Origin of the sequence: Mycobacterium sp. 94-17 (assembly GCF_035617725.1) — a bacterium.
In the GTDB taxonomy this organism is placed as follows: Bacteria; Actinomycetota; Actinomycetes; order Mycobacteriales; family Mycobacteriaceae; genus Mycobacterium.
On sequence record NZ_JAPIYN010000006.1, the window covers coordinates 220,852 to 244,237 of the forward strand.

Annotated in this window: 12 protein-coding genes; 4 read left to right on the forward strand and 8 right to left on the reverse strand. The window is 69.7% G+C overall.

All coding sequences use genetic code 11. The annotated features are described in order from the left end of the window. The first annotated feature begins 9 nt into the window (after positions 1 to 9). Positions 10 to 5,346 carry a polyketide synthase Pks13 gene (gene pks13, locus OQ789_RS10085; RefSeq protein WP_324685389.1) on the forward strand — a complete coding sequence of 1,779 codons (5,337 nt, stop codon included), beginning with the start codon at positions 10 to 12 and terminating at the stop codon, positions 5,344 to 5,346. Continuing rightward, positions 5,346 to 6,944, forward strand: coding sequence for an acyl-CoA carboxylase subunit beta (locus OQ789_RS10090; RefSeq protein ID WP_324685390.1), 1,599 nt, complete (start codon positions 5,346 to 5,348; stop codon positions 6,942 to 6,944). Before pks13 ends, OQ789_RS10090 begins: the two co-directional genes overlap by 1 nt. Here the strand turns inward: OQ789_RS10090 and OQ789_RS10095 are convergent. The 6 genes from OQ789_RS10095 to OQ789_RS10120 form a co-directional block, all read right to left on the reverse strand. After that, a complete protein-coding gene (locus OQ789_RS10095) occupies positions 6,931 to 7,794 on the reverse strand; it encodes an SAM-dependent methyltransferase (RefSeq protein ID WP_324685392.1) in 864 nt (287 codons plus the stop codon). The two genes, OQ789_RS10090 and OQ789_RS10095, sit on opposite strands and share 14 nt — an antisense overlap. Before the next feature lie 58 nt (positions 7,795 to 7,852). Next, on the reverse strand, positions 7,853 to 8,683 hold the full coding sequence (locus OQ789_RS10100) for a helix-turn-helix domain-containing protein (RefSeq protein WP_324685394.1): 831 nt from the start codon (positions 8,681 to 8,683) through the stop codon (positions 7,853 to 7,855). A gap of 7 nt (positions 8,684 to 8,690) precedes the next feature. Next, positions 8,691 to 10,463 carry an acyl-CoA dehydrogenase family protein gene (locus OQ789_RS10105; protein WP_324685395.1) on the reverse strand — a complete coding sequence of 591 codons (1,773 nt, stop codon included), beginning with the start codon at positions 10,461 to 10,463 and terminating at the stop codon, positions 8,691 to 8,693. Between the two features lie 17 nt (positions 10,464 to 10,480). Beyond that, a complete protein-coding gene (locus OQ789_RS10110) occupies positions 10,481 to 10,996 on the reverse strand; it encodes a hypothetical protein (protein WP_324685397.1) in 516 nt (171 codons plus the stop codon). A gap of 177 nt (positions 10,997 to 11,173) precedes the next feature. Then, positions 11,174 to 14,401, reverse strand: coding sequence for an arabinosyltransferase domain-containing protein (locus OQ789_RS10115; RefSeq protein WP_420716082.1), 3,228 nt, complete (start codon positions 14,399 to 14,401; stop codon positions 11,174 to 11,176). After that, entirely contained in the window at positions 14,365 to 17,703 is a 3,339-nt protein-coding gene (locus tag OQ789_RS10120) for an arabinosyltransferase domain-containing protein (RefSeq protein ID WP_324685399.1), read from the reverse strand. The genes OQ789_RS10115 and OQ789_RS10120 overlap by 37 nt, the downstream gene beginning before the upstream one ends. A 194-nt stretch (positions 17,704 to 17,897) precedes the next feature. Here OQ789_RS10120 and OQ789_RS10125 point away from each other — a divergent pair, with 194 nt between their 5' ends. Beyond that, positions 17,898 to 19,040 (forward strand): BTAD domain-containing putative transcriptional regulator, encoded by a 1,143-nt coding sequence (locus OQ789_RS10125; protein ID WP_324685401.1) that lies wholly within the window; start codon positions 17,898 to 17,900, stop codon positions 19,038 to 19,040. Positions 19,041 to 19,043: 3 nt separating this feature from the next. Here OQ789_RS10125 and OQ789_RS10130 read toward each other — a convergent pair whose 3' ends face one another. Beyond that, positions 19,044 to 19,667, reverse strand: coding sequence for a maleylpyruvate isomerase family mycothiol-dependent enzyme (locus tag OQ789_RS10130; RefSeq protein ID WP_324685402.1), 624 nt, complete (start codon positions 19,665 to 19,667; stop codon positions 19,044 to 19,046). Positions 19,668 to 19,842: 175 nt separating this feature from the next. On the opposite strand from OQ789_RS10130, the gene OQ789_RS10135 reads away from it, so the two are divergent. Next, the gene (locus OQ789_RS10135; protein ID WP_324685403.1) at positions 19,843 to 20,097 is read left to right on the forward strand and encodes a hypothetical protein; all 255 of its coding nucleotides are present in this window, start codon (positions 19,843 to 19,845) and stop codon (positions 20,095 to 20,097) included. 13 nt (positions 20,098 to 20,110) lie between these two features. On the opposite strand, the gene OQ789_RS10140 is transcribed toward OQ789_RS10135, so the two are convergent. Next, on the reverse strand, positions 20,111 to 23,386 hold the full coding sequence (locus OQ789_RS10140; protein ID WP_324685404.1) for an arabinosyltransferase domain-containing protein: 3,276 nt from the start codon (positions 23,384 to 23,386) through the stop codon (positions 20,111 to 20,113).

Genomic DNA, 23,386 nt, shown 5'->3' on the forward strand with positions numbered 1-23,386 from the left:
CTTAGGACCATGGCTGAGACTGAGCACCCCGAAAACCACACCCCGGGCCAAGGCGGGGAGGTGCCCGCCAAAAAAGCCGACATGACCGTCCCCGAGATGCGCGAGTGGCTGCGCAACTGGGTGGGCAACGCCGTCGGCAGATCGCCCGACGACATCGACGAATCGGTGCCGATGGTCGAGCTGGGCCTGGCGTCGCGGGACGCCGTGGCGATGGCCGCCGACATCGAGGACATGACCGGTGTCACCCTGTCGGTCGCGGTGGCCTTCCAGCATCCGACGATCGAATCGCTGGCCACCCGCATCATCGAGGGCGAGCCCGAGGTGCCTGACGACGAGCTCGACGGCGCCGACTGGACCCGCACCGGCGCGGCCGAGCGCGTCGACATCGCGATCGTGGGCCTGTCCACCCGGCTGCCCGGCGACATGAACTCCCCCGACGAGACGTGGGCGGCACTGATGGAGGGCCGTGACGCCATCACCGATCTGCCCGAGGGCCGGTGGTCGGAATTCCTGGAAGAGCCGCGCATCGCCGCGCGGGTCGGCAGCGCCCGCACCCGCGGCGGTTACCTCAAGGACGTCAAGGGCTTCGACTCCGAGTTCTTCGCCGTCGCCAAGACCGAGGCCGACAACATCGACCCGCAGCAGCGGATGGCGCTGGAGCTCACCTGGGAGGCGCTCGAGCACGCCCGGATTCCGGCGTCGAGCCTGCGCGGCGAGTCCGTCGGCGTGTACGTCGGGTTCTCCAACAACGACTACCAGTTCCTGGCGGTGTCCGACCCGACGGTCGCGCACCCCTACGCGATCACCGGAACCGCCAGCTCGATCATCGCCAACCGGGTGTCCTACTTCTACGATTTCCGCGGCCCGTCGGTGGCGCTGGACACCGCCTGCTCGAGCTCGCTGGTGGCGACGCACCAGGCGGTGCAGGCACTGCGCAACGGCGAGTGTGACGTCGCGCTCGCCGGCGGCGTCAACGCGCTGCTCACCCCGTTGGTGACGCTCGGTTTCGACGAGATCGGCGCGGTGCTGGCCCCCGACGGCCGGATCAAGTCGTTCTCGTCGGACGCCGACGGCTACACCCGCTCCGAGGGCGGCGGCATGTTCGTGCTCAAGCGGGTCGACGACGCCCGCCGCGACGGTGACCAGATCCTGGCCGTCATCGCGGGCAGCGCGGTCAACCACGACGGCCGGTCCAACGGCCTGATCGCCCCCAACCAGGACGCCCAGGCCGAGGTGCTGCGCCGGGCCTACAAGGATGCCGGCATCGACCCGCGCACCGTCGACTACATCGAGGCGCACGGCACGGGCACGGTGCTGGGCGACCCCATCGAGGCCGAGGCGCTGGGCCGCGTCGTCGGGCGGGGCCGCCCCGCCGAACGACCGGCGCTGCTGGGCGCGGTGAAAACCAATGTGGGACACCTGGAGTCGGCCGCCGGTGCGGCGAGCCTGGCCAAGGTGGTGCTGGCGTTGCAGCACGACAAGCTGCCTCCGTCGATCAACTTCGCCGGGCCCAGCCCCTACATCGACTTCGATGGCATGCGCCTGAAAGTCGTTGACAGCGCCAGCGATTGGCCGCGGTACGGTGGTTACGCGCTGGCCGGGGTGTCCAGCTTCGGCTTCGGTGGCGCCAACGCGCACCTGGTGGTGCGCGAGGTGCTGCCCCGCGACGTGATCGAGAAGGAGCCCGAACCGCAGCCCGTCGCCGCGGCGCCGGCCGCCGAAGCGGCCGAGACGCCCACGCTGGAAAGCCACTCGCTGCGGTTCGACGACTTCGGCAACATCATCCCCGACGCCACCGAGGTGCAGGAGGAAGCCTACGAGCTTCCCGGTGTGACCGACGAGGCGCTGCGCCTCAAAGAGGTTGCGCTGCAAGAGCTTGCCGCACAAGAAGAGGCGGAGCCCACCAAACCCCTTATCCCGCTTGCCGTTTCCGCGTTCTTGACGTCACGAAAGAAGTCCGCGGCCGCCGAGCTGGCGGACTGGATGGAAAGCCCGGAGGGGCAGGCGTCGTCGCTGGAGTCGATCGGGCGGGCGCTGTCGCGGCGCAACCACGGCCGCTCGCGCGCGGTGGTGCTGGCCCACGACCACGAGGAGGCCGTCAAGGGCCTGCGTGCGATCGCCGAGGGCAAGCAGCGGCCGAACGTGTTCAGCACCGACGGCCCGGTGACCAGCGGCCCGGTGTGGGCGATGGCGGGATTCGGTGCGCAGCACCGCAAGATGGGCAAGAGCCTGTACCTGCGCGACGAGGTCTTCGCCGAATGGATCGAGAGGGTCGACGCGCTGATCCAGGACGAGCGCGGCTACTCGGTGCTCGAGATGATCCTGGACGACTCGGTCGACTACGGCATCGAGACTTCCAACGTCGTCATCTTCGCGATCCAGATCGCGCTGGGCGAGTTGCTCAAGCACCACGGCGCCAGACCCGCCGCGGTGATCGGCCAGTCGCTGGGTGAGCCCGCGTCGGCCTACTTCGCCGGCGGGCTCTCGCTCGCCGACGCGGCCCGGGTGATCTGCTCGCGCTCCCACCTGATGGGCGAGGGCGAGTCGATGCTGTTCGGCGAGTACATCCGATTCATGGCGCTCGTCGAGTACTCCGCCGACGAGCTCAAGACGGTGTTCGCCGACTTCCCCGGCCTCGAGGTGTGCGTCTACGCCGCGCCCAGCCAGACCGTGATCGGCGGTCCGCCCGACGAGATCGACGCGATCGTCGCCCGCGCCGAGGCGGAGGGCCGCTTCGCCCGCAAGCTGCAGACCAAGGGCGCCGGGCACACGTCTCAGATGGATCCGCTGCTCGGTGAGTTCTCCGCGGAGCTGCAGGGGATCGAGCCGATGAGCCCGACCACCGGCGTCTTCTCGACGGTGCACGAGGGCAGCTTCATCAAGCCCGGCGGCGAGCCGGTCCACGATGTCGCCTACTGGGTCAAGGGAATGCGGCACTCCGTCTACTTCACCCACGGCGTGCGCAACGCCGTCGACAGCGGCTACACCACCTTCCTGGAGCTCGCGCCGAACCCGGTGGCGCTGATGCAGATCGGGCTGACCACCGCCGCCGCGGGCCTGCATGACGCGCAGCTGATTGCGACGCTGGCCCGCAAGCAGGACGACGTCGAGTCGATGATCTCGGCCATGGCCCAGCTCTACGTGCACGGCCACGACCTGGACATCCGCACTTTGTTCAGCCGCGCAACTGGCCCCCAGGATTACGCGAACGTCCCGCCGACCCGGTTCAAGCGCAAAGAGCACTGGCTGGACGTGCACTTCTCCGGCGACGGCTCGGTGATCATGCCGGGCACCCACGTCGCGTTGCCGGACGGCCGTCACGTCTGGGAGTACGCGCCGCGTAACGGCGAGACGGACCTGGCCGCACTGGTGAGATCGGCTGCGACACAAGTGCTTTCGGACGCCCAGCTAGTGGCGTCCGAGCAGCGCGCGGTGCCCGCCGCGGGCGCCCGGCTGGTGACGACGATGACCCGGCACCCCGGCGGCGCCTCGGTGCAGGTGCACGCCCGCATCGACGAGTCCTTCACGCTGGTCTACGACGCGCTGGTGTCCCGGGCCGGTCAGAGCGTCGCGGCATTGCCCACCGCGGTCGGCGCCGGCGCGGCCATCGCCGCCCCGACCACGGCCGCCGCGGCCGCCCGGCCCGAGGCCGGCGCTGCCGACGAGCCCGACGCCGAGACGCTGTCCGACAGCCTGACCAACCGCTACCTGCCGTCCAACGTGGGCAGGTGGAGCCCCGACTCCGGCGAGACCATCGGCGAGCGGCTGGGCCTGATCGTCTCGGCGGCCATGGGTTACGAGCCCGAGGACCTGCCGTGGGAGGTGCCGCTGATCGAGCTGGGCCTGGACTCGCTGATGGCGGTGCGCATCAAGAACCGCGTCGAATACGACTTCGACATGCCGCCGATCCAATTGACGGCCGTGCGCGACGCCAACCTCTACGCGGTCGAGAAGCTGATCGAGTACGCGGTCGAGCACCGCGACGAGGTCGAGCAGCTGCACGCGCACCAGAAGACGATGACGCCCGAGGAGATCGCCAAGGAGCAGGCCCGGCTGCTCAGCGGCGCCACGCCGGCCGACCCGGCCCCCGAAGCCGCCGCGCCGGCGCCGGACCCGCAGGCCGAACCCGAGACGCAGGCGCCCGTCCCGCCGCCGCCGACCGATCCGTCCGGCCCGACGGGTGCGGCGGCCAACGGCGCGACGCCGGACCTGGCCACCGCACTCAGCCAGGAGGCGGTGGCCAAGGCGCTGAACTCCGACGTGCCGCCACGGGACGCCGCCGAGCGGGTCACCTTCGCCACCTGGGCGATCGTCACGGGCAAGTCGCCGGGCGGCATCTTCAACCCGCTGCCCAAGCTGGACGGGGACGCCGCGGCCAAGATGGCGCAGCGGCTCTCCGAGCGCGCCGACGGCGCTGTCACCGCCGAGGACGTGCTGGCGGCCGAGACCATCGAGGCGCTGGCCGAGAACGTCCGTCAGTACCTGGAGGCCGGCCAGATCGACGGCTTCGTCCGTACCCTGCGGGCCCCGCAGAACGAGTCGCAGGTTCCCGTGTTCGTGTTCCATCCCGCCGGCGGTTCGACCGTGGTCTACGAGCCGCTGCTGCAGCGGCTGCCCGCGGATACGCCGATGTACGGGTTCGAGCGCGTGGAGGGCACCGTCCAGGAGCGGGCCGCCCAGTACGTGCCGAAGCTGCTGCAGATGAACGAGGGCAAGCCGTTCATCCTGGTGGGGTGGTCGCTGGGCGGGGCGCTGGCCTACGCCTGCGCGATCGGGCTGAAACAGGCCGGCGCCGACGTGCGCTTCGTCGGGATGATCGACACCGTGCGCGCGGGCGAGGAGATCCCGCAGACGCGGGAGGAGACCCGCAAACGCTGGGACCGGTACGCCAAGTTCGCTGAGCGCACCTTCAACGTCGAGATCCCCGCCATCCCCTACGAGCAGCTCGAGGAGCTTGACGACGAGGGCCAGGTCAAGTTCGTGCTGGACATCGTCCAGCAGAGCGGCGTGCAGATCCCGGGCGGCATCGTCGAGCATCAGCGGACGTCCTACCTGGACAACCGGGCGCTCGAAACCGTCCGGATCGAGCCCTACGACGGCCACGTGACCCTGTACATGGCCGACCGCTACCACGACGATGTCATCGAGTTCGAGCCGCGGTATGCGATCCGCAAGCCCGACGGCGGCTGGGGCGAGTACGTGGCCGACCTCGAGGTGGTGCCGATCGGGGGCGAACACATCCAGGCCATCGACGAACCGATCATCGGCAAGGTCGGTGCTCACCTCTCCGACGTGCTGAATAAGGTGGAGGCGCAAACCAGTCAGACGAGTGAGGTGGGCAAGTAGTGACGGAGACAGCGCCAGCTTCGGGGCCGGCTTCGGGAGCAGCGCCCATTCAGCACACCACCGCTGAGAAGCTGGCCGAGCTCTACGCTCGCCTGGAACTGGCCAAGGAGCCCGGCGGCGAGAAGGCCGTCGCCAAGCGCGACAAGAAGGGCATCCCGAGCGCCCGCGCCCGCATCCACGGGCTGGTCGACCAGGGCACCTTCCTGGAGACCGGGGCACTGGCCAAGACGCCGAACGACCCGAACGCCCTCTACGGCGACGGGTGCGTCACCGGGCACGCCATGATCGACGGCCGCCCGGTCGGGGTGTTCTCCCACGACCAGACGGTGTTCCAGGGCACGGTCGGCGAGATGTTCGGCCGCAAGGTGGCCCGGCTGATGGAGTGGTGCGCGATGGTCGGCTGCCCGATCATCGGCATCCAGGACTCGGGCGGCGCCCGCATCCAGGACGCGGTCACCTCGCTGGCCTGGTACGCCGAGCTGGGCCGCCGCCACGAGGCGCTGTCCGGGCTGGTGCCGCAGATCTCCCTCATCTTCGGCAAATGCGCTGGGGGAGCGGTGTATTCGCCGATCCAGGACGACCTGCTGGTCTCGGTGCGCGACCAGGGTTACTTCTTCGTCACCGGCCCGGACGTGATCCGCGAGGTCACCGGCGAGGACGTCACGCTCGACGAGCTCGGTGGCTCCGACGCGCAGGCCCGCTACGGCAACATCCACCAGGTGGTGGACTCCGAGACCGAGGCCTTCCAGTACGTCCGGGACTTCCTGTCGTTCCTGCCGTCGAGCACCTTCGGTCAGCCGCCGGTGGTCAACCCCGGCCTGGAGCCGGAGATCACCCCGACCGACCTGGAGCTCGACGGAATCGTGCCGGACTCCGACAACATGGCCTACGACATGCACGAGATCCTGCTGCGGATCTTCGACGACGGCGACTTCCTCGACGTCGCCGCGCAGCACGGGCCGGCCATCATCACCGGGTACGCGCGCGTCGACGGCCACCCCGTCGGAGTGATCGCCAACCAGCCCATGCACATGTCGGGGTCGATCGACAACGAGGCCTCCGACAAGGCGGCGCGGTTCATCCGGTTCTGCGACTCGTTCAACATCCCCCTGGTCTTCGTGGTGGACACCCCCGGGTTCCTGCCGGGCGCCGAGGAGGAGAAGCGGGGCATCATCAAGCGCGGCGGGCGGTTCCTGTACTCCGTCGTGGAGGCCGACGTGCCCAAGGTGACGATCACTGTCCGCAAGTCCTACGGCGGCGCCTACGCCGTGATGGGGTCCCGGCAGCTGACCGCCGACTTCAACTTCGCGTGGCCCACCGCGCGCATCGCGGTGATCGGGGCCGAGGGGGCCGCGCAGCTGCTGATGAAGCGGTTCCCCGACCCCACCACGCCCGAGGCGCAGCAGATCAAGAAGGACTTCATCGAGGGCTACAACCTCAACATGGCGATCCCGTGGACCGCCGCGGAACGTGGCTTCATCGACGCCGTCGTCGACCCGCACCAGACCAGGCTGCTGCTGCGCAAGTCGATGAAACTGCTGCGGGACAAGCAACTCTGGTTCCGCACGGCACGCAAGCACGGCCTCATCCCGATCTAGGGCCCGCTGGCGCGCCGGCGACAGCGTTGGACGGCAGCTCTTTCGTCGCCTCCACGAAATAGCCGCGCGGGACGCCCGCAACGGTCATCGGCACCGCCGGCTCGTACCAGCGGCCGTAACGATTGCCCGCCTCAGCAATATCGGTCACGGCCGCCGACCAGCCGAGGCGCCGTGACAGCCGTTCGGGTTCGTCGGTCCCGAATAGCCAGGGGGCGCCGTTGTCGGCCATCGATTCCAGCAGCGGAGCCATGAACTCCGACTCGAGGAGCGTCTTGCCGACCACGTCGTAGAGCAGGACCGAACCGGGCGCCGACAGCGCGTCGACGCGCTCGAACAACGTGTTGACGGCGACCTCGTCCAGGTACTGCAGCAGGCCTTCGATCAACCACGCCGACGGCGCCGCCGGATCCAGGCCCGCCGCCCGGATGGCGGCCGGCCAGTCGTCGGCCAGATCGATGCTCACCGGTACGCGCCGACATGACGGTTCTTCGCCGATAAGGACCTCGGCCTTGGCCGACAGCACGCCGGGCTGGTCCAGCTCGTAGACCACCGTGCCGACGGGCCAGGGCATCCGGTAGGCGCGCGCGTCCATACCGGCCGCGAGGACGACGATCTGCCTGACGTCGGGTGCCGCGCGCAGCAGGGCGTCGTCCCAGAATCGGGTGCGCACGACGATTTGCAGGCCGGAGCGTTCCCCCGGTGCCGCGGCGAGTAGCTCCCGCCCGCGGTCGCCCGCCAGCCGCTCGGCGAACGGGTCGGCGAAAAGCCGGTTCAGGTTGGCGGTTTCGCGGGCGCGGATCGCCGCGACCAACAGCCCGGTGTCGGCGACCGCTACTCGGTTTCTGTCCATGACGCCATCATCGGCGCCCGGCGGCGGGATGGCTTGGATATTTTGTCCGCGGCCGAAGTCACCGCGCCGCCGCGCCGAGTTCGACATGACCGGGCATCGCCGATCGCCGCCGCGCGTACTGGGTGGGCGTGATACCCGTGAACGACCGGAACTCGCGCACGAAGTGGGACTGGTCGAAATAGCCCAGCTCGGCGGCGATGGTCGCACCCCGGGTGGGGGCGTCGAGCGCCCGCAGCGCCGCCTGCAGGCGGCGCACCCGCAGATAGGCCTTCGGCGACAACCCGACCTCGCAGCGGAACAGGGTGGCGAATGACTTGCGTGAAAGACCGCTCAGCGCTTGGGCTTTCGAGACACGCATGGACGGGTCGAGCTCGACACACCGCAGCAGCGGAGCGAGCCGAGGTGGTGGGTCCCGGTCGGTGCGTCGCATCCGGCCGATCAGAAACGCCTCCAGCAGCGCCACGCGCAGCTCGGCCGAACCCGCCGCGATCAGCCGTTCGCGCAACAGCTCTGCGGCCGGGCCCCACAGCTCCGTGAGGTCGACGAGCGCATCCTCCAGATCGCCCAGCGGGCACCCGAGGAAGGCCAGCGCTCCCGCGGGCCGGAAGTGGATGGTCATGACGCTGTGGCCGGGATCGATCCGGATGACGTAGGAGTCGACGCCGGCACCCGCGGCGAAGGCCGGCGAAACCCGCAGTGGCGTAACGCCGTCGGAGGCGAAGAAGTCGAGGTCGCCGCGGTCGTCGAGATCGATGATCACCGTGACCGCGCCCCGCGGAACCGCCCGGCTGGTATGGATGCCGGCCGCGCCGTGCGAATCCCAGTAGCCGAAATAGGCGATGTGAGCGGCGAGCGGCGGCCCGGGCCGGTAGAGGCGCTGAGCGGACATGGGGTGCCTACGTGGTGAACGCGCCGTCGACGAGGTCGTCGAATCGCTGCAGCGCCTCGTCGGACTCGGCATCGATGCCGCGCAGCGGCCCACGATCGGCGAGATACCGCTGCGCGTAGAGCCGCGCGACCAGCGCCTTGCGCTCCCCGCCGCGGGTCGCGCGCTCCCAGGCGGCCTGCTCGACGAGCAGCGCGGCGCCGTACACGTCGCCCATGAATCGGGTCAGGCCGAACAGCCGCGCCTCGGCCACCTCCCTGTCGAGCTTGGACCACGCGGTGATCGCCGCGTCGAGATCCCCGATCCGGCCGGCGACCAGCCGGGTGGTCTCGTCGTCGTCGGCCACCGACACCGCGTCGTGTAGCCGCGCCAAGAGCGTCTCGTGCGCGCTGGTCTGTTCGATCCCGCGCCGCACGTCCAGACACAGGATGTTGTCGGGCCCCTCCCAGATGGTGTTCACCTGTGCGTCACGCAAAAGCCTTGCCACCGGCCAGGTTTCGATGTAGCCGTTGCCGCCGTGGATTTCGATCGCGTCCGAGGCCGTTGTGATGCCGAGCCGGCACACCTTGAGCTTGGTGACCGGCACCGCGATGCGTTGCCGGATGCCGCGCGGCTGGCGGTGATTGGTGGCGCCGGTGCCGTCGAACACCATCGCCTGCGCGGCCTCGACGTCGACGATCAGCTCGGCGAGCTTGCGCCGCATCAGCGGCTTGTCGATGAGCGCCCCGCCGAACGCCCGCCGCTGCCGGGCGTAGCACACCGATTCGACCAGGGCGCGGCGCGCATTGCCGAGGGCGAACAACGCGATGCCCAGGCGCGCGGCGTTGGTCAGCTCCATCATGCGCCCGAGCCCTTTGCCGTCCGACGGTCCGGCGCCGTCGCTGGGCTCGCCGGACAGCAGAAACGCCTCGGCGTCCACGAATTCGACCTCACCCGAGGCCACGGAGCGGGTGCCGAGCTTGTCCTTCAACCGCCGGACCCGCACGCCGTTGCGCGAGCCGTCGCGGCGGCTGCGCAGCACCAGGAAGTTCGCGACGCCCCGCGAAGAGTCCGGTGCGCCTTCGGGTTTCGCCAGCACCACGAACGCCTCGCCCGCGCAGTTGGATGCAAACCACTTGAAGCCGTTGAGAACCCACGCATCGCCGCGCCGGGTAGCGGTGGTCTCCAGCGCTCCCAGATCGGAGCCGCCGGTGCGTTCGGTCAGCAGCTGCGCTGTCTCGCCCGCCCACTCGCCGGAGGCGAACTTGGCCAGCACGTGCTCGGCCACATCGGGCGGCGCGTACGCGGCCACCAGCGACTGGACCATGCCGCCGCCGGTGCCCAGCGCGCAACCCATGCCGATATCTGCCTGGTTGAGCAGGTAATTCGACGCGAACATCGGCAGCGACGAGCTCACCTTGGCCTCGCGCGCCTCGGTGCGCAGCGCCCGCTGGGCGTCCAGGACGGCCCGCTTGGACTGGGTGAACGACACCGGCATGACCACCTCGCTGATGTCGTGGCCCCACCGGTCGTAGCGGTGCAACTGCGGGGGGTCGCGATCGGTCTCCTCGGCCCACCGCGCCACGGGCCCGCCCATCAGTTCACCGATGCGCGTCAGGTGGCGTTCGGCGAGCCGCAGCTCGTCGGGGTTGAGGTAGTAGGCCATGGTGAACCGCAGCGTGGGATCGGTGAGGTACCAGTTGAGCCCCACGGCCCCGCGGTAGTTCTCCGTCGCGTAGCGCTGCGATTTCTCGTCGGTGGAAAACGGCAGCCGGTCCACCGCCTCCACGGCGTAGTCGCTCATGTACTCAGACGCTACGGCTACGACCGGACCGGCACCACAAACTCCGAGGTGTAGAACTCCGCCGGGTTCTGGGAGTTCGCGTTCGGCCGTTCGATGATCACCCACACGCCGGTCGTGCCGGGCCGAAGGGCGTCGGACACCGTGGCGGTGCCATTCCCCGCGCCGTCGAGGTCCATGCCGGTAAAGGCGGTTCCGGGGTCGCCCGGACCGCAGCTCGACGAGGACGGGCGGGGTTCCTCGATGAGCCCGACGTCGAAATGCATGCCCGGTTCGGGCCCGTCGGTCAGGTGCACCTCGGCGACCGCCCGGGATCCGCTGACGTTGACGATGGCCGAACCGGTGCCGAGCATCGGGCCCGGCACCTTTGGTGCGATGGCCACCTTGCTGAAATCGCAACGCCGCAGATAGTTGTCGAAAACGACGGTGGTACCCCCACCCTCGGCACCCGCCGTCCCGATGGCCGAACTCGCGGTCGGCGCGATCAGCGTCGCGAGCGCGGCGGTGCCGGTACCCAGGCGTGTCAGCGTGCGCACGGGGCCCCCCTTTTTTCCGTCATGTGAAATGGAGCACAGCGGAATGAGTATTGACCCGGAAATGGCGCGATCAAACCTCTGACCAGTAATTACTCCGCCGTTAATTCGCAGCGTTATTACACCGCTGAATAACAACGGTGCACGGCTATTTGCGAATGGCCGGTTTTTAATCGCCCGTTATGGCTTGATGCGGATCGGTCCGGGCGACCACCATCCGGTGCGGGTGGCGGTGCCCAGCTCGAGTTCGGCGGGGTGCGCGTCGGCGATGGTGTCGAATTTGCGCAGCGACCCCCAGTCGCGACCCCAGTCGTGGGACAGGTACGTCGACATGACGTGGGCCCGCAGCAACAGGTCGGTAATGCCCAGGAGGCCGCCGTTGACGCCGTCCTGCCAGGTGTCGGTGTCCTGCTTCTTGGCGTTGTAGTCCGGGGTGATGCGGAACTCGGGGATCTCGGTGACGCCGTTGGAGTGCAGCATCGGCTGCTGGCAGGGGAATGCCAGCCCGACGGCCCAGTCCATCAGCACCGGCCGCTTCGAACCGATGTACTCCTGCAGCGAGCGCAGCTCGGGTACCCGCGGCGGGGTCAGCGCGACCCAGTCATCCGGTGTCAGGGACAGGTCCTCGGCCACCACGCGCACCGCGACCGCGTCGGCGGGCATCTGCGAGCGCGCGAAGCGCAGGTTGCGCCACACCTTCGGCTGCTCGCCGTACAGGTCGTAGGGCACCAGGCGGCCGCCCGGCTGCACCGAGCCGCCGGGGCCGGGCCGGCCGAACTCCAGCTCCACGGTCTGCCCGCCTGTGTGGTGGTGCAGGATGCTGTTGCCGGTGATCGTGCCCGCGGCGGTCACCACCACCAGCGGGTGCCCGTCGTCGAGCTTGGGCAGCTGGTACCACGCCGAGGTCAGCCTGCTCTGTTGTTGCGCGCCGGTGGTGTAGCTGCCCGCCAGCGGAACCTGGTCGGCGTTGAGGCCGTAGGGCAGCGGCACCGTCGACCCGTTGATGCCCGGCCTGGTCAGCTTGAGCGGGGCATCCCAGTCGTAGTCGGTTCCGGGCTGCGGCACCGCCGTTTCCTTGACCGACTCGGCCAGGGTGCGATCCGGTACCCCGCTGGGCGTGAATCCCGTCGGGTTCACACCGCCCAACGGCCCGAGCGGACCGTAGTCGCCGGGCAGGGGCGCCATGAAGCCGGCGTTGCTGTCCGGTTCGACGAGCACGTCGTCGGCCAGTCCGCAGCCGCCGCTGAATTCACGCAGGTTGTCCCACGCATTGGAGTAGGTGGGGTACTGACGGACGATGCCGGCCACCATCGACCCGATGAACACTAGCGCCATGAAGCCGGCGGCGAGGGGGATGGGCGCCGCGGTCAGCGCGCGCGCCAGCCGCCCTTCGCCGCGGTCCCTGGGGGCGAAGTGCAGGTACGCCGCCCACAGCGCGGCAATCGCGAAGAACACGAAAAAGATTGTGCTGATGCTGATTCCGCCGACCTTCGGCATGGAACTGTTGAACGGGACGCCGTAACTCGAGACGTACCACCAGCCGTTCGTGGTGGCGAAACACAGCGCCAGCACGAAGAACAGCGCCGCCAGGAACGCCATGCGGTTGCGCGACCAGCGCAAAATCTCGTGCGACACCAGCACCGTCGTCAGCGCGGCCATCGCCGCTCCCACCGCGGCGAACAGCCCGAAGTGGTGCACCCACTTGGTGGGGGTGAACATCAGGAAGAACATGGTGCCGAAGATGACGCCCATCAGCCGCCAGGCCGGCCCGCGTGCCACACCGGGAATCCGCTTGCGCCGCAACATGATAAAGACGGCCGTGAACAGGCACAGCGCCGTGACGAGGAACCCGAACCGGCGCGACAGCGACCCGTCGACGGTCGGGAGAATCAGGTAGTAGTAGCGCAGGTTCTCCGTGTACCAGGCCTGGCTGGGGCCGATCGAGGTGCGAATCCTGGTGGCTTCCAACACCGTTGCCAACGTCTGATCGGCGAACACCACGGTCAGGATGACCGTGCCAGCGGCCAGCATCGGCGCCACCAGCGGCCAGGTGCCCACCAGGCGGTGGCGGCGGACCAGGATCCGCAGGATCGGGCGGCCGCCTGCGATCAGCGCGGCCACCGCGATCAACCCGGTGGGCTGGACGCCGAGGGTGAACGCCGCGGTGATGACCGCCAGCGCCGCGGGGGTGAGCCGGCTGTAGCGCATCGAGCGCTCGATCAGCACGTAGGTGATCAGCGAGCCGACGGCGATGATCGGCTCGGGCCGCAGGCCGTTGTCGAACGGCATCCACGCGGTCAGCAGGACCAGGCCCGCCGCCCAGTTGGCGGCCTTGCTGGAGGCGACCGCGGGACCCAGTCGGGGCAGCACCTCGCGCGAGAGCAGCAACCAGCACACGATCCCGGCGATCAGGTCCGGCAGCCGCATCCACAGGCTGGCGTCGGTGACATGCGTCATCAGCGCCAGCAGGTTGTAGTACCAGCCGAAGGGGTCCTCGGGGCTGCCGAACCAGCGGAAGTAGTTCGACATGTAGCCGGCGCGGTCGGCGACCCGGGCCATGCCCAGGATGTAGCCGTCGTCCGACGAGTTCGCCCCGATCACATGCCACAGCACGAAGCCGGAGATCACCGTGACGTCGGCCAGGGTGAACGTGCGCCAGTTCGCCGGAATCAGCCGGCGCATCCGGTGACCGTCCAGCTGGTCGAGGCGCCACAGCGCGATCAGCGCGACGATCGTGGACACGATCGCCAGCACCATCGCGACCAGTTTCAGCGTCGTCGGGGTGGTGGAGAACCGGGTGTCGATGGTCGCCGACAGCTTCAGGTCCGGCGGCGCCGGCCCGGTGAGGTCGGTGAACACCCCCACGATCTGCGGCCGCAGGTTCGGGTCGGGGAATCCGCCGCTGATCGGTTTGCCCGCCGCGTCCTTCAGCCCGACAAACGTGGCGAAGGCCCCCGCCTTCGTCGAGGTGATCTCGATGCGCTGACATTGTGGCGATTGGACCTGGTCGCGCGCCGCGCTGGCGATCACCACGTTGCGGTCGGTGACGTCGACGCGCTTGCCGTTGACGACCACGAACAGCGCGTTGAGCGCGGCGTCCTTGCCCTTCTTGGGCGCCGTGCTGAGCACCACCCCGCCCTCGGGCGGCAGCGCGCTCACCACCGAGCACGGCACGGTGACGTTCACGTCGACCGGGGTCAGCGAGATCAGCGGCGCGGTAACGCTGTTCAGCTGGCCGTTTTGAGGCCAATTCAGCGTCGCGGTGGTCTGCACGACGGGCAGCAGCGGCGTCGCCACCGACAAGACGAAACCGATCAGCCCGGCGATCGTCGCGACCCAGCGCGTCACCCGCACGTTTTGAAGGGGGGCGCTCACGGGAGCGCCCGAATCGGTCCCTGCCGGCTCCAGCCGTGCACTGTCATCACACCCTGTTCGATCACGGCGTCCGGCGCCTGGTCAGCCGGCACCAGCCGGAAGTACTGCTCCACCGATCCCCAGTCGCGGTACCAGTCGCCACGCAGATACGTGGCGATCGTCGAGGTGCGCAGCATGGTCTGCAGGAACATGAACGGCCCGCCCGCCTCGCTGGCCTGCCACCCGTTCGACGACGCCGCCGTCTGCTTGTGATCGGGCAGGATGCGGTACTGCGGAAGCTCGGCCACGCCGAGGTGTTCGGAGAACGGCCGCTGGCACGGGAAGTTGGCCGCGGTGGCGATGTCCATCAGCACCGGTGTGCGCGAGCCGATCATCTGCTGCAGGGTCTGCAACACCGGCGCCCGCGGCGGCGTGAACGCGAACCACTGGTCCGAACTCAGGTTCGGGTCGTAGGCGACGATGCGCGCCACGTTCGCCTCGGGCGGCGCCCAGGTCAGCGGGAACCGCAGGTTGCGCCACGCCGGCTCCGGCCCGATGTCGATCGGCTGCACCTCCGCGAGCGGCTGGATGGTGCCGTCGGGGCGAGTGACGCCCCACTGCAGTTTCAGCGACTGCCCGTAGGTGAAGGTGCCGTCCTCCTTATAGGACCAGATGGCGCCGGCCGCCGACACCACCACGATCGGCCGGTCGGCGGTGCGGGGCGGCAGCTGGTACCAGGCCGAGGTGGCGGTGGCCGCGAGCGAGTTCTCGCCGTAGCTGCCCATCACCGGAGTGCGGGCCGGGTCGAGGCCGAACGGCAGCGCGATGTGCGAGCCGTTGACGCCCGCGGGAGCCCCCTTGGGAATCGAGCCGCCGGCCGTGCCCGCGGAGTCGCTCATGGCCGCGTTGGGCTTGTTCGGTGACGCGTCGGAATTCACCACCCCGGGTTTGGTCACCACCGGGTACGACCTCAGGTCGTCGCCGACGCCGTCGGGCTTGAAGCCGACCGGGTTGGCCCCGCCCAGCGGGCCGTCGGGGCCGAAGGTCTGCCCCGGAATCGGTTGCAGCAGACCAGCATTGGGGTCCGGCTCGGTCAGCACGTCGTCGGCCATGGCGCAACTGGTGTTCGAGAGTCCGGAGCTGAGCGCGGCCACGTTGGCCTTCGCGGTGGTGTACAGGGGGTAGCGGAACACCGCGGCCTTGGCCACCGTGCCGACTTCGCCGAGCACCATGATCACCGCGACCACCAGCAGCGGGGTCGACGCCAGCACCCGGTTGCGCCGATTGTCTTTGACCTCGGTGTGCCCGGCGTAGTCCATCCGGAAGTGCTGCCAGGCGGCCAGCAGGCCGGTGATGATCGACAAGATCAGGAACATCGACGTCACCGGGTGGCTGGCGATGACCGGCTGGATGTCCCACCACGACACCCCGTAGTTGCCGACGTAGAACCAGCCGTTGACGCCGGAGGTCGCCACCGCCAGCACGAACAGCAGCGCCGTCACGTACAGCGTCAGGTTGCGGCGGTTGTGCAGGCCGATCCGGGCCAGGGCGAAAGCGGTGACCGCGCCCAGCGCCCCCGCCAGCCCGGCGAACGCACCGAACTGGATCGCCCACTTGGTCGGGGTGAACGTCAGCAACAGCAGGCCGAATGCGGTGGTGCCGATCAGCCGCCACGCCGGGCCGGTGGCCACGCCGGGGATCCTGCCCCGGCGAAGCAGGGTGACCAGCATGCCGAACATGCACAACAGCAGCACCAGCACGGCGAAGCGCCGCGCCATCGACCCGTCGGGGTTGGACTCGACGGTGAGGAAGTAGTAGCGCAGCCAGTCCTGATACCAGGCGATGGTCGGGCCGACCTTGTACTTGATCCGGGCCGACTCCGCGACCGTGGCCAGCGTCTGGCTGCGGAACACCACCACGAAGATCAACGACAGCGAGGCGGCCAGCACCGCCAGCGGGGCCACCAGCCCGTCCGTCGCCCGGCGGCGCCGGATCGTCTGGGCGACGGCCCGCGCCCCGGTCAGCAGCGCGGCGACCGCGATCAGCCCCTGCGGCGCCAGGGTCGCGCTGAGCAGCGCCACGATGATGGCCGCCGCCGCGGGCGCCAACCGGCGCAGCGCGATGGCCCGCTCGACCAGCATCCAGGTGATCAGGACGCCGAGGGCGATCAGCGGCTCGGGCCGCAGCCCGTTGTTGAACGGCAGCCACGCCGCCACGAACACCGCGCCCGCGGTGAAGACCGCGACCCGGTTGGCCGCCAGGCCGCCGCGGCCCGGGCCGAGCCGGCGCAGCATCCAGTGGCTGATGATCAGCCAGCACCCGATCGCGGCCACCGTGGCGGGCAGCCGCATCCAGATGCCGGCGGTGCTCACCGAGGCCATCTTGGACAGCACCCCGAGATACCAGTCGAAGGGAGCGTCGGTGGTGCCGAAGTAGCGGTAGTAGTTGGCGATGTAGCCGACGCCGGGGGCGACGCGCGCGATGGTCAGGTTGTAGCCGTCGTCCGACGAGGTGGGCCCGATGACGTGCCACAGCAGCAGGGTCGCGATCACCCCCGCGTCGGCGACCCACGTCGCGATTCCCACCCGCCGCCAGTTGCCCAGGTGCGTGCCGGGCCGGTATCTGGACAGCCAGGCGATGGGGGAGCGCCAGTTGAGCAGGGTGCCGCCGCCCCGGCTGCGGCGGTCCAGCACCGCGAGCGCGACGATGGCCGTCAGCACGGCCAGGGCACCCAGCACCATCACGATTTCCTTGATGACGGTGGGCGCGGTGATGAATCGGGTGTCGATGTCGATGCGGGCCGACAGCCCGGGGCCCGCGGGCACCTTCATGTCAGTGAAGACGCCGCCGACCTGGGGTTTCTTTTCGGGTGGCAGCACCCCGGCGGCGCCGGGTATGCCGACGAATTCGGCGCCGGTCGCGCCGGCGTCGGCCCACAGATGCAAGACGCGGCAGCCTCCGGCGGCGACGGCCGCGCGTTGGGCGACCGCGGCCACGGTGTCCCGGAACGCGACGACGACGACGTCGGCGTTGGCCCGCACGAACAGCCCGTTCTTCCCGGCGTCGATGCCGCCGGGTGGCAGCGTCGACACCACCAGGCCGCCGCCGGGGGGCAGGGTGGCGATGTCCGGGCAGGGAATGGAGATGTCCAGCGCGCGGGGCGCCCCCGACACCAGGGGCGCGGTGATCTGGCTGACGTGCCCGCCGGCGTCGGACTGGGGCCACAGGATCGTGGCGGTGGTCTGCTTGACCGGCAGCAATGGAACGGACAGGCACAGCAGCAGGCCCACGATCCCGGCGACGGCGGCCACCAACCGGGGGATCCGCGCCGATCGCTCATTTCCGTCGTGGGGCACGAGGCTCGATCGTAAGCGACGCGGCTTTGGCCGTTGAGGACGCGGGGCCGCGCAGCGCGCCGCGGATGCCGTCCCACCGGGCAAATCACAGCGAAACCCCACCGCCAGATCAGCGTTGGCCGCGCCCTTGCGGTCAAAATGGTGGCTGAGGCCGCGCCTGCGGCCCCTGAACCCACGAGAGGGTGGGCAAGCGTGTGACGAACGCAGGTCTGGGATTTGGTGTCCTGGGACCGTTGGCTGTGACGGCCCACGGCGGCCAGCTGTCGCTGGGCGCCCCGAAACAGCGTGCCGTGCTCGCCATGCTCCTGGTCCACCGCAACCGGCCCGTGTCCGTCGACGCCCTGATCGACGCCGTGTGGGGGGCGGCTCCCGTGCCGGCGGCGCGGACCAGCATCCACTCCTACATCTCCACGCTGCGCCGACTGCTGCGCGGCGCGGTGGCCAACCCGAACTCGGTGCTCGCCAGCGCGCCACCCGGATACCAGCTGAGCGTCGCCGACCCCGATTGCGATGTGGGGCGATTCCGCGCCCACAAGACCGCCGGGGCGCAGGCGGCCGGGTCGGGTCGCTTCGAGGAAGCGAGCAGTCACCTGTCGGCGGCCCTGGGCGAATGGCGCGGGCCGGTGCTCGACGACCTGCGTAATTTCGCCTTCGTCGACGCCTTCGCCACCATGCTGATCGAGGAGCGGGTGGCGACCTACACCGCGCGCGCCGAAGCCGAAATCGCCTGTGGGCGCGCTGATGGCGTCATCGGTGAGCTGGAAGCACTCGTCGCGCGCCATCCCTATCGCGAGCCGCTGTGGGCGCAACTGATCACCGCCTACTACGTCACCGAGCGCCAGTCGGATGCCCTCGGCGCCTATCGGCGCCTCAAGACGGCGTTGGCCGACGGCCTGGGCATCGATCCGGGTCCGACGGTGAACGCGCTGCAGCAGCGCATCCTGCGCCAGGAGCCGCTGGGTCCCGAGCAACCCAGGCGGGCACTGCTGACCACCCACAAGCAGAGCACGGTCCGTCCGGAGCCGGCGGTGGCGTTGGTCGACGACCGCGTCGTCGCCCGGTTGCGTGACAAGGCGGGCCGCCAGTACGAGCTCACCGGGGTGACCACGCGGATCGGGCGGCTCGACGACAACGAAATCGTCCTGGACGACACCGACGTCAGTCGCCACCACGCCGTGATCATCGACACCGGAACGGAATTCCTGATCACCGACATGAAATCGACCAACGGCGTTCAGGTGCGGGGCCGGCGGGTGCGGCGTAGCGCCGCGCTGGAAGACGGCGACCACATCCGCATCGGCAACTCCGAGTTCGTCTTCGAAATCCGCCGCGGCTGAACGCTATCCGCGGACCCGTGCGGTCAGGGTGGCAAGCCCCGGCCCCTCGAGGTCGGCCAGGGCGGCCGGGCGGCCGGTCATCGCCAGCAGCAGTGCCTCGCCGGGGCCGCTCACTTCGGGCCCGTCGCCGTGTGTCCACTCGACGTCCGTGGCGCGCAGCCGCAGGCGCCTGATCCGGCGGCCCGCGCCGAGCCGGGGATTGCCGGGCACCAGGGGAAGAATCCGCTCCAGTCGATCGTGCGGCACCACCCGAGGCCGGTCCAGTGAGCGGCGGATGTCCTGGTGATGGATGGTGCCGTCGACGAGGGCGATCATTCCGCCGAAACCCGCTGTCAAACCGCGTGGTTGGAGATGGCTGCGCAGGAATTCCAGTAACTGCTGTGGGGTCCGGGCCGCGAATTCGTCGACGCCCACTTGGTTGGCCCACACCAGCCGGCCCTTGGCGAACCGTCGCAGCAGCCCCAGCGCGCCCAGCTCCTCGTAGCTGACCACATGCGCGACAACGTCTTTGACGTTCCACCGGGTGCACAGGGTGGGCGCCGCCCAGTCCTGCGAGGTCAGGGTGGCCAGGAACTCCGCCAGGTCGGTCCGTTCGGCCCGGGCCATGGTCATGAGATCGGACGCCACAACCCGTAACCGTAGCCGCGCGAATTTCCGGCCTCAAGGCTTGCGCCGCAGCTCAAGGCCGGGCGCAAGAAATCCGCAAGAATCTCTGAACCATCTGGCAAGCCGGCCGTCGCAACCTGGTGTTGCCGGTCATTGGAGACCGGCCCTACGGAAAATACGGCAGATAGGAACCACCATGAATGACAACATCGCCGGCGCGGAAACCCAGCCGAACGTGAAGGCCAAGAAGGTCTCCAAGCTCCGCATCGCCGCGGGTGTCGGATTGGGCGCCATCGGTTTGTCGATCGCCGGCTCGCTGATGCCGGCCGTCGCCTCGGCGAGCCCGTACGTTCCGCGCAGTGGACACTTGCACCCGATACGCCACTACGCCGCCAACTTCCTCAACCCGGGCTGGACCATCACCCACCCGTTCAACGCCGCCCTTCCGTGACCTGAGGTCGCGCTCAGTGTCTCAGGGGACCCGGGCCCCAGAGACCGCTGCGCGTGGCTTTCCCCAGCAGCAGGTGGGCGGGTTCGGCGTCGGGGTAGTAGGGCGTCAGCCGCTGCAGCGAGCCCCAGTCGCGAGACCAGTCGTCCTTGAGGTAGGTGGCGATGGTGGTCGCCTTGGCCAGCAGCTCGGTGACGCCCAGCGGGCCGCCGCCGTTGTTGTCCATCACCGGTGAGTTGGCCTCGGCGCCGAAGCGGTCCGGCAGGATGCGCCACTTCGGGGCCTCGTCGACGCCGTTCTGGTGGCCGAACGGTCGCTGGCAGGGGAAGGCCAGCCCGACCAGCCAGTCCAGGAAGACCGGGTCGGCGGAGCCCACCACGTCCTGCAGCGTGCGCAGCTCTGGGATCCTCGGCGGGGTCAGCGCGATCCAGTGCTGCGGGGCCAGGTCTTCGTCGTCGGCGACCAACCGGACCTGGGTGGCGGCGGCCGGAATCGACGACATCGACAACCGCAGGTTGCGCCAGGCCGGCGACGCCCCAACGTCCGCGAATTGGAACGAACCGCCGGGGTGTCCGCCGGCCGCCTGGTCGTCGGTGGCCCACTGCACCTGAACCTCGCGGGGGTCGAAGCGCCCCGCCGCGCTCACCACCAGCAGCGGTCCCGCCTTGTCGCGGGCGGGCAGCCGATACCAGCTGGACCGTAGGTGCGCGGGCACCTGGATGCCGGAGCGCCAGCTGCCCAGCACCGGCGTGCGCGCGGGGTCGAGGTTGAAGGGCAGCTGGGCAGGCGAGCCGTTGATCCCCGGCGCGGGGGTGGTGCCGCCCTCGGTGCCCGCCTGGTTGCTGCCGGTTTTCTCCTCGTCGTTGACGAAGCTGCGGTCACCCGGGCGTTCCATCACCGGGTCGGCGCGGACATCCGCGGGAATGCCGTTGGGGGTGAAGGCTTCCGACAGGCCAGCGCCCAGGGCTTCTCCCACCTGTGCGTTCACCGGCGTGAGCATGCCCGCATCGGGATCCTGCTCCACCAGCACGTCCTCGGCCAACCCGCACGATTTGCCGGTCAAAGCCTGCAGGTTGGAGCGACCGACCGACCACGCCGGATACTGGTCGGCCATGGCCAGGGTCAGCGATGCCACCTCGAACACCACCAGCACCCAGGTCGCGATTGCCAAGGGGGACTGGGCGATTCCGGCCGCCCGTGCGCCCAGGCGGGTCTTGGGCGGCCCGTTATCGGGGGCGACGAAGTGAAACCACGCCGCCAGCAGCAGCACCACCACGGTCAGCCCGAGCAGCGCGGTGGCGAAGGCGTAGTGCCACGCCGGGAACGCATTCGACCACGGCACACCGAAATTCGAGACGTACCACCAGCCGTTGACGCTGGCGAACGACAACGCCACCAGGAACAGCACCACGGCGGCGAACACGGTGCGGTTGCGCCGGGATCGCATCGCCGCGGAGGTCACCGCCACCGCGGCCAGCGCGCCCAGCGGCCCGGCCAGCCCGGCGAATACGCCGAAGTGGTGGGTCCATTTGGTGGGGGTGAACATCATCGCCACGAAGGAGATGATGGTGATCCCGACGATGCGCCGGCTCGGCCCGGCGGCGGTGCCGGGAATCCGGCCCTTGCGCAACGACATCGCCACCGTCACCCCGAGCGCGAGCAGCACGGCCAGCACGGCGAAGCGGCGGGCGACGGACCCGTCGGGGCTGGCCATGAACAGCCGCTCGTAGCGGATGTGTTCGTCGAACCAACTCAGGCTCGGCCCTACCGCGCGCTTGAGCGCGGTGGCCTGGATCTCGCCGGCCAGGGTCTGGTCGCGGAAGATCAGGATCACCGTCACAGTGACCGCAGCCAACACGGGCGCCAGCAGCGGCAACGCCCCGAACTGTTTGGATCGGCGGTGCAGGATGGTCCGCAGCGGCCCGATAGCGACCAGCAACGCGCCGATCGAGGCGATGCCCGTCGGCCCGGAGAACAGCGTCAGCGCACCGATGATGCAGGCGATCGCGACCGGCAGCAGCCGGCTGGTGGCCACCGCCCGTTCCACCGAGCACCAGGTCAGCAGGATGCCCAGAGCGATGATCGGCTCGGGGCGCAGGCCGTTGTCCAGCGGCAGCCAGACGGCCAGGAACATGCCCGCCGCGGTCCAGGCCGCGGCCCGGTTGTGCTTGACGGCGTGGCCGAGCCGGGGCATGACTTCGCGGCTGATCACCCACCAGCACGTCAGCGCCATCGCCAGGGTGGGCAACCGCATCCAGATGCTGGTGGTGCTCACATGGGCCCACAGCGCCAGCAGGTCGTAGTACCAGCCGAACGGCGCCTCGGGCGTGCCGAGCCACCGGTAGTAGTTGGCCATGTAGCCGGCGTGCTCGGACACCCGGGCCATGGTCAGGATGTAGCCGTCGTCGGAGGTGTTGGCGCCGACGAAATGCCACCACACCAGCACGCCGATGACCAGGGCGTCCAGGCCGCCGATCGACCACCAGCGGGCGGGCAGGAAGCGGCGGTGCCGGGTTCCGTCGGCGGTGTCGAGGATGTGCAGGGCGATCAGGGCGGCGGCCGTGAGCACCAGCCCGAGGATCATCGCCGCCATCTTCAGCGGGGTGGGGCTGCTGCTGTAGCGGGTGTCGATGGTCGCCGAGAAGCTCAGGCCGGCCGGCGCCGGTCCGCTCAGATCGGTGAAGACGCCGACGATCTGGGGCCGGAAGTCGTAGCCGCTCTTCTCGCCGCGCAGCGGCGAGCCGGGATGCTCGGCGTTGGCTCCGTGGGTCAGCCCGACGAACTCGGCGGTGACCCGGTCGGCGTGCGCGGTGAAGGTCAGCCGTTGACAGGCCGGGCTGAGCACTTCGCTCAGCGGGGCGGTTACCACCGGGACGTTGCGCACCACCAGCACCAGGTCGTTGTTGGCGCGCTGGATCAGCAGGCCGCGGTCGACGGCCTTCGGGGCCTGCTTGGGCACCGTCGACAGCAACACCGTCTTGCCGGGGTTGGCGCCGCCGGCCAGCCCGGCGGCCGCCTCGCACGGGATGGTGACGTTCAAATCGGTGGCGACGTAGCCGATCAGGGGCGCATCGACGCTGCCGAAGGTGCCGTTCTGCGGCCAATTCAGTTGCGCGGTGGTCTGGTCGACCGGAAGCAGCGGCGTGGCGATCGCCAGCAGCACTCCGAGTAGCCCGGCGACAGAAGCAACCAGCCGGGCGACCCGGTGATTCGCCTCCCTGTCGCTCACGGAGCTAGATGCTAGTTCTTCGGTGGCGGGGGCCGCTGTCCGAGGCGTGGCGCCCGTGCTCAT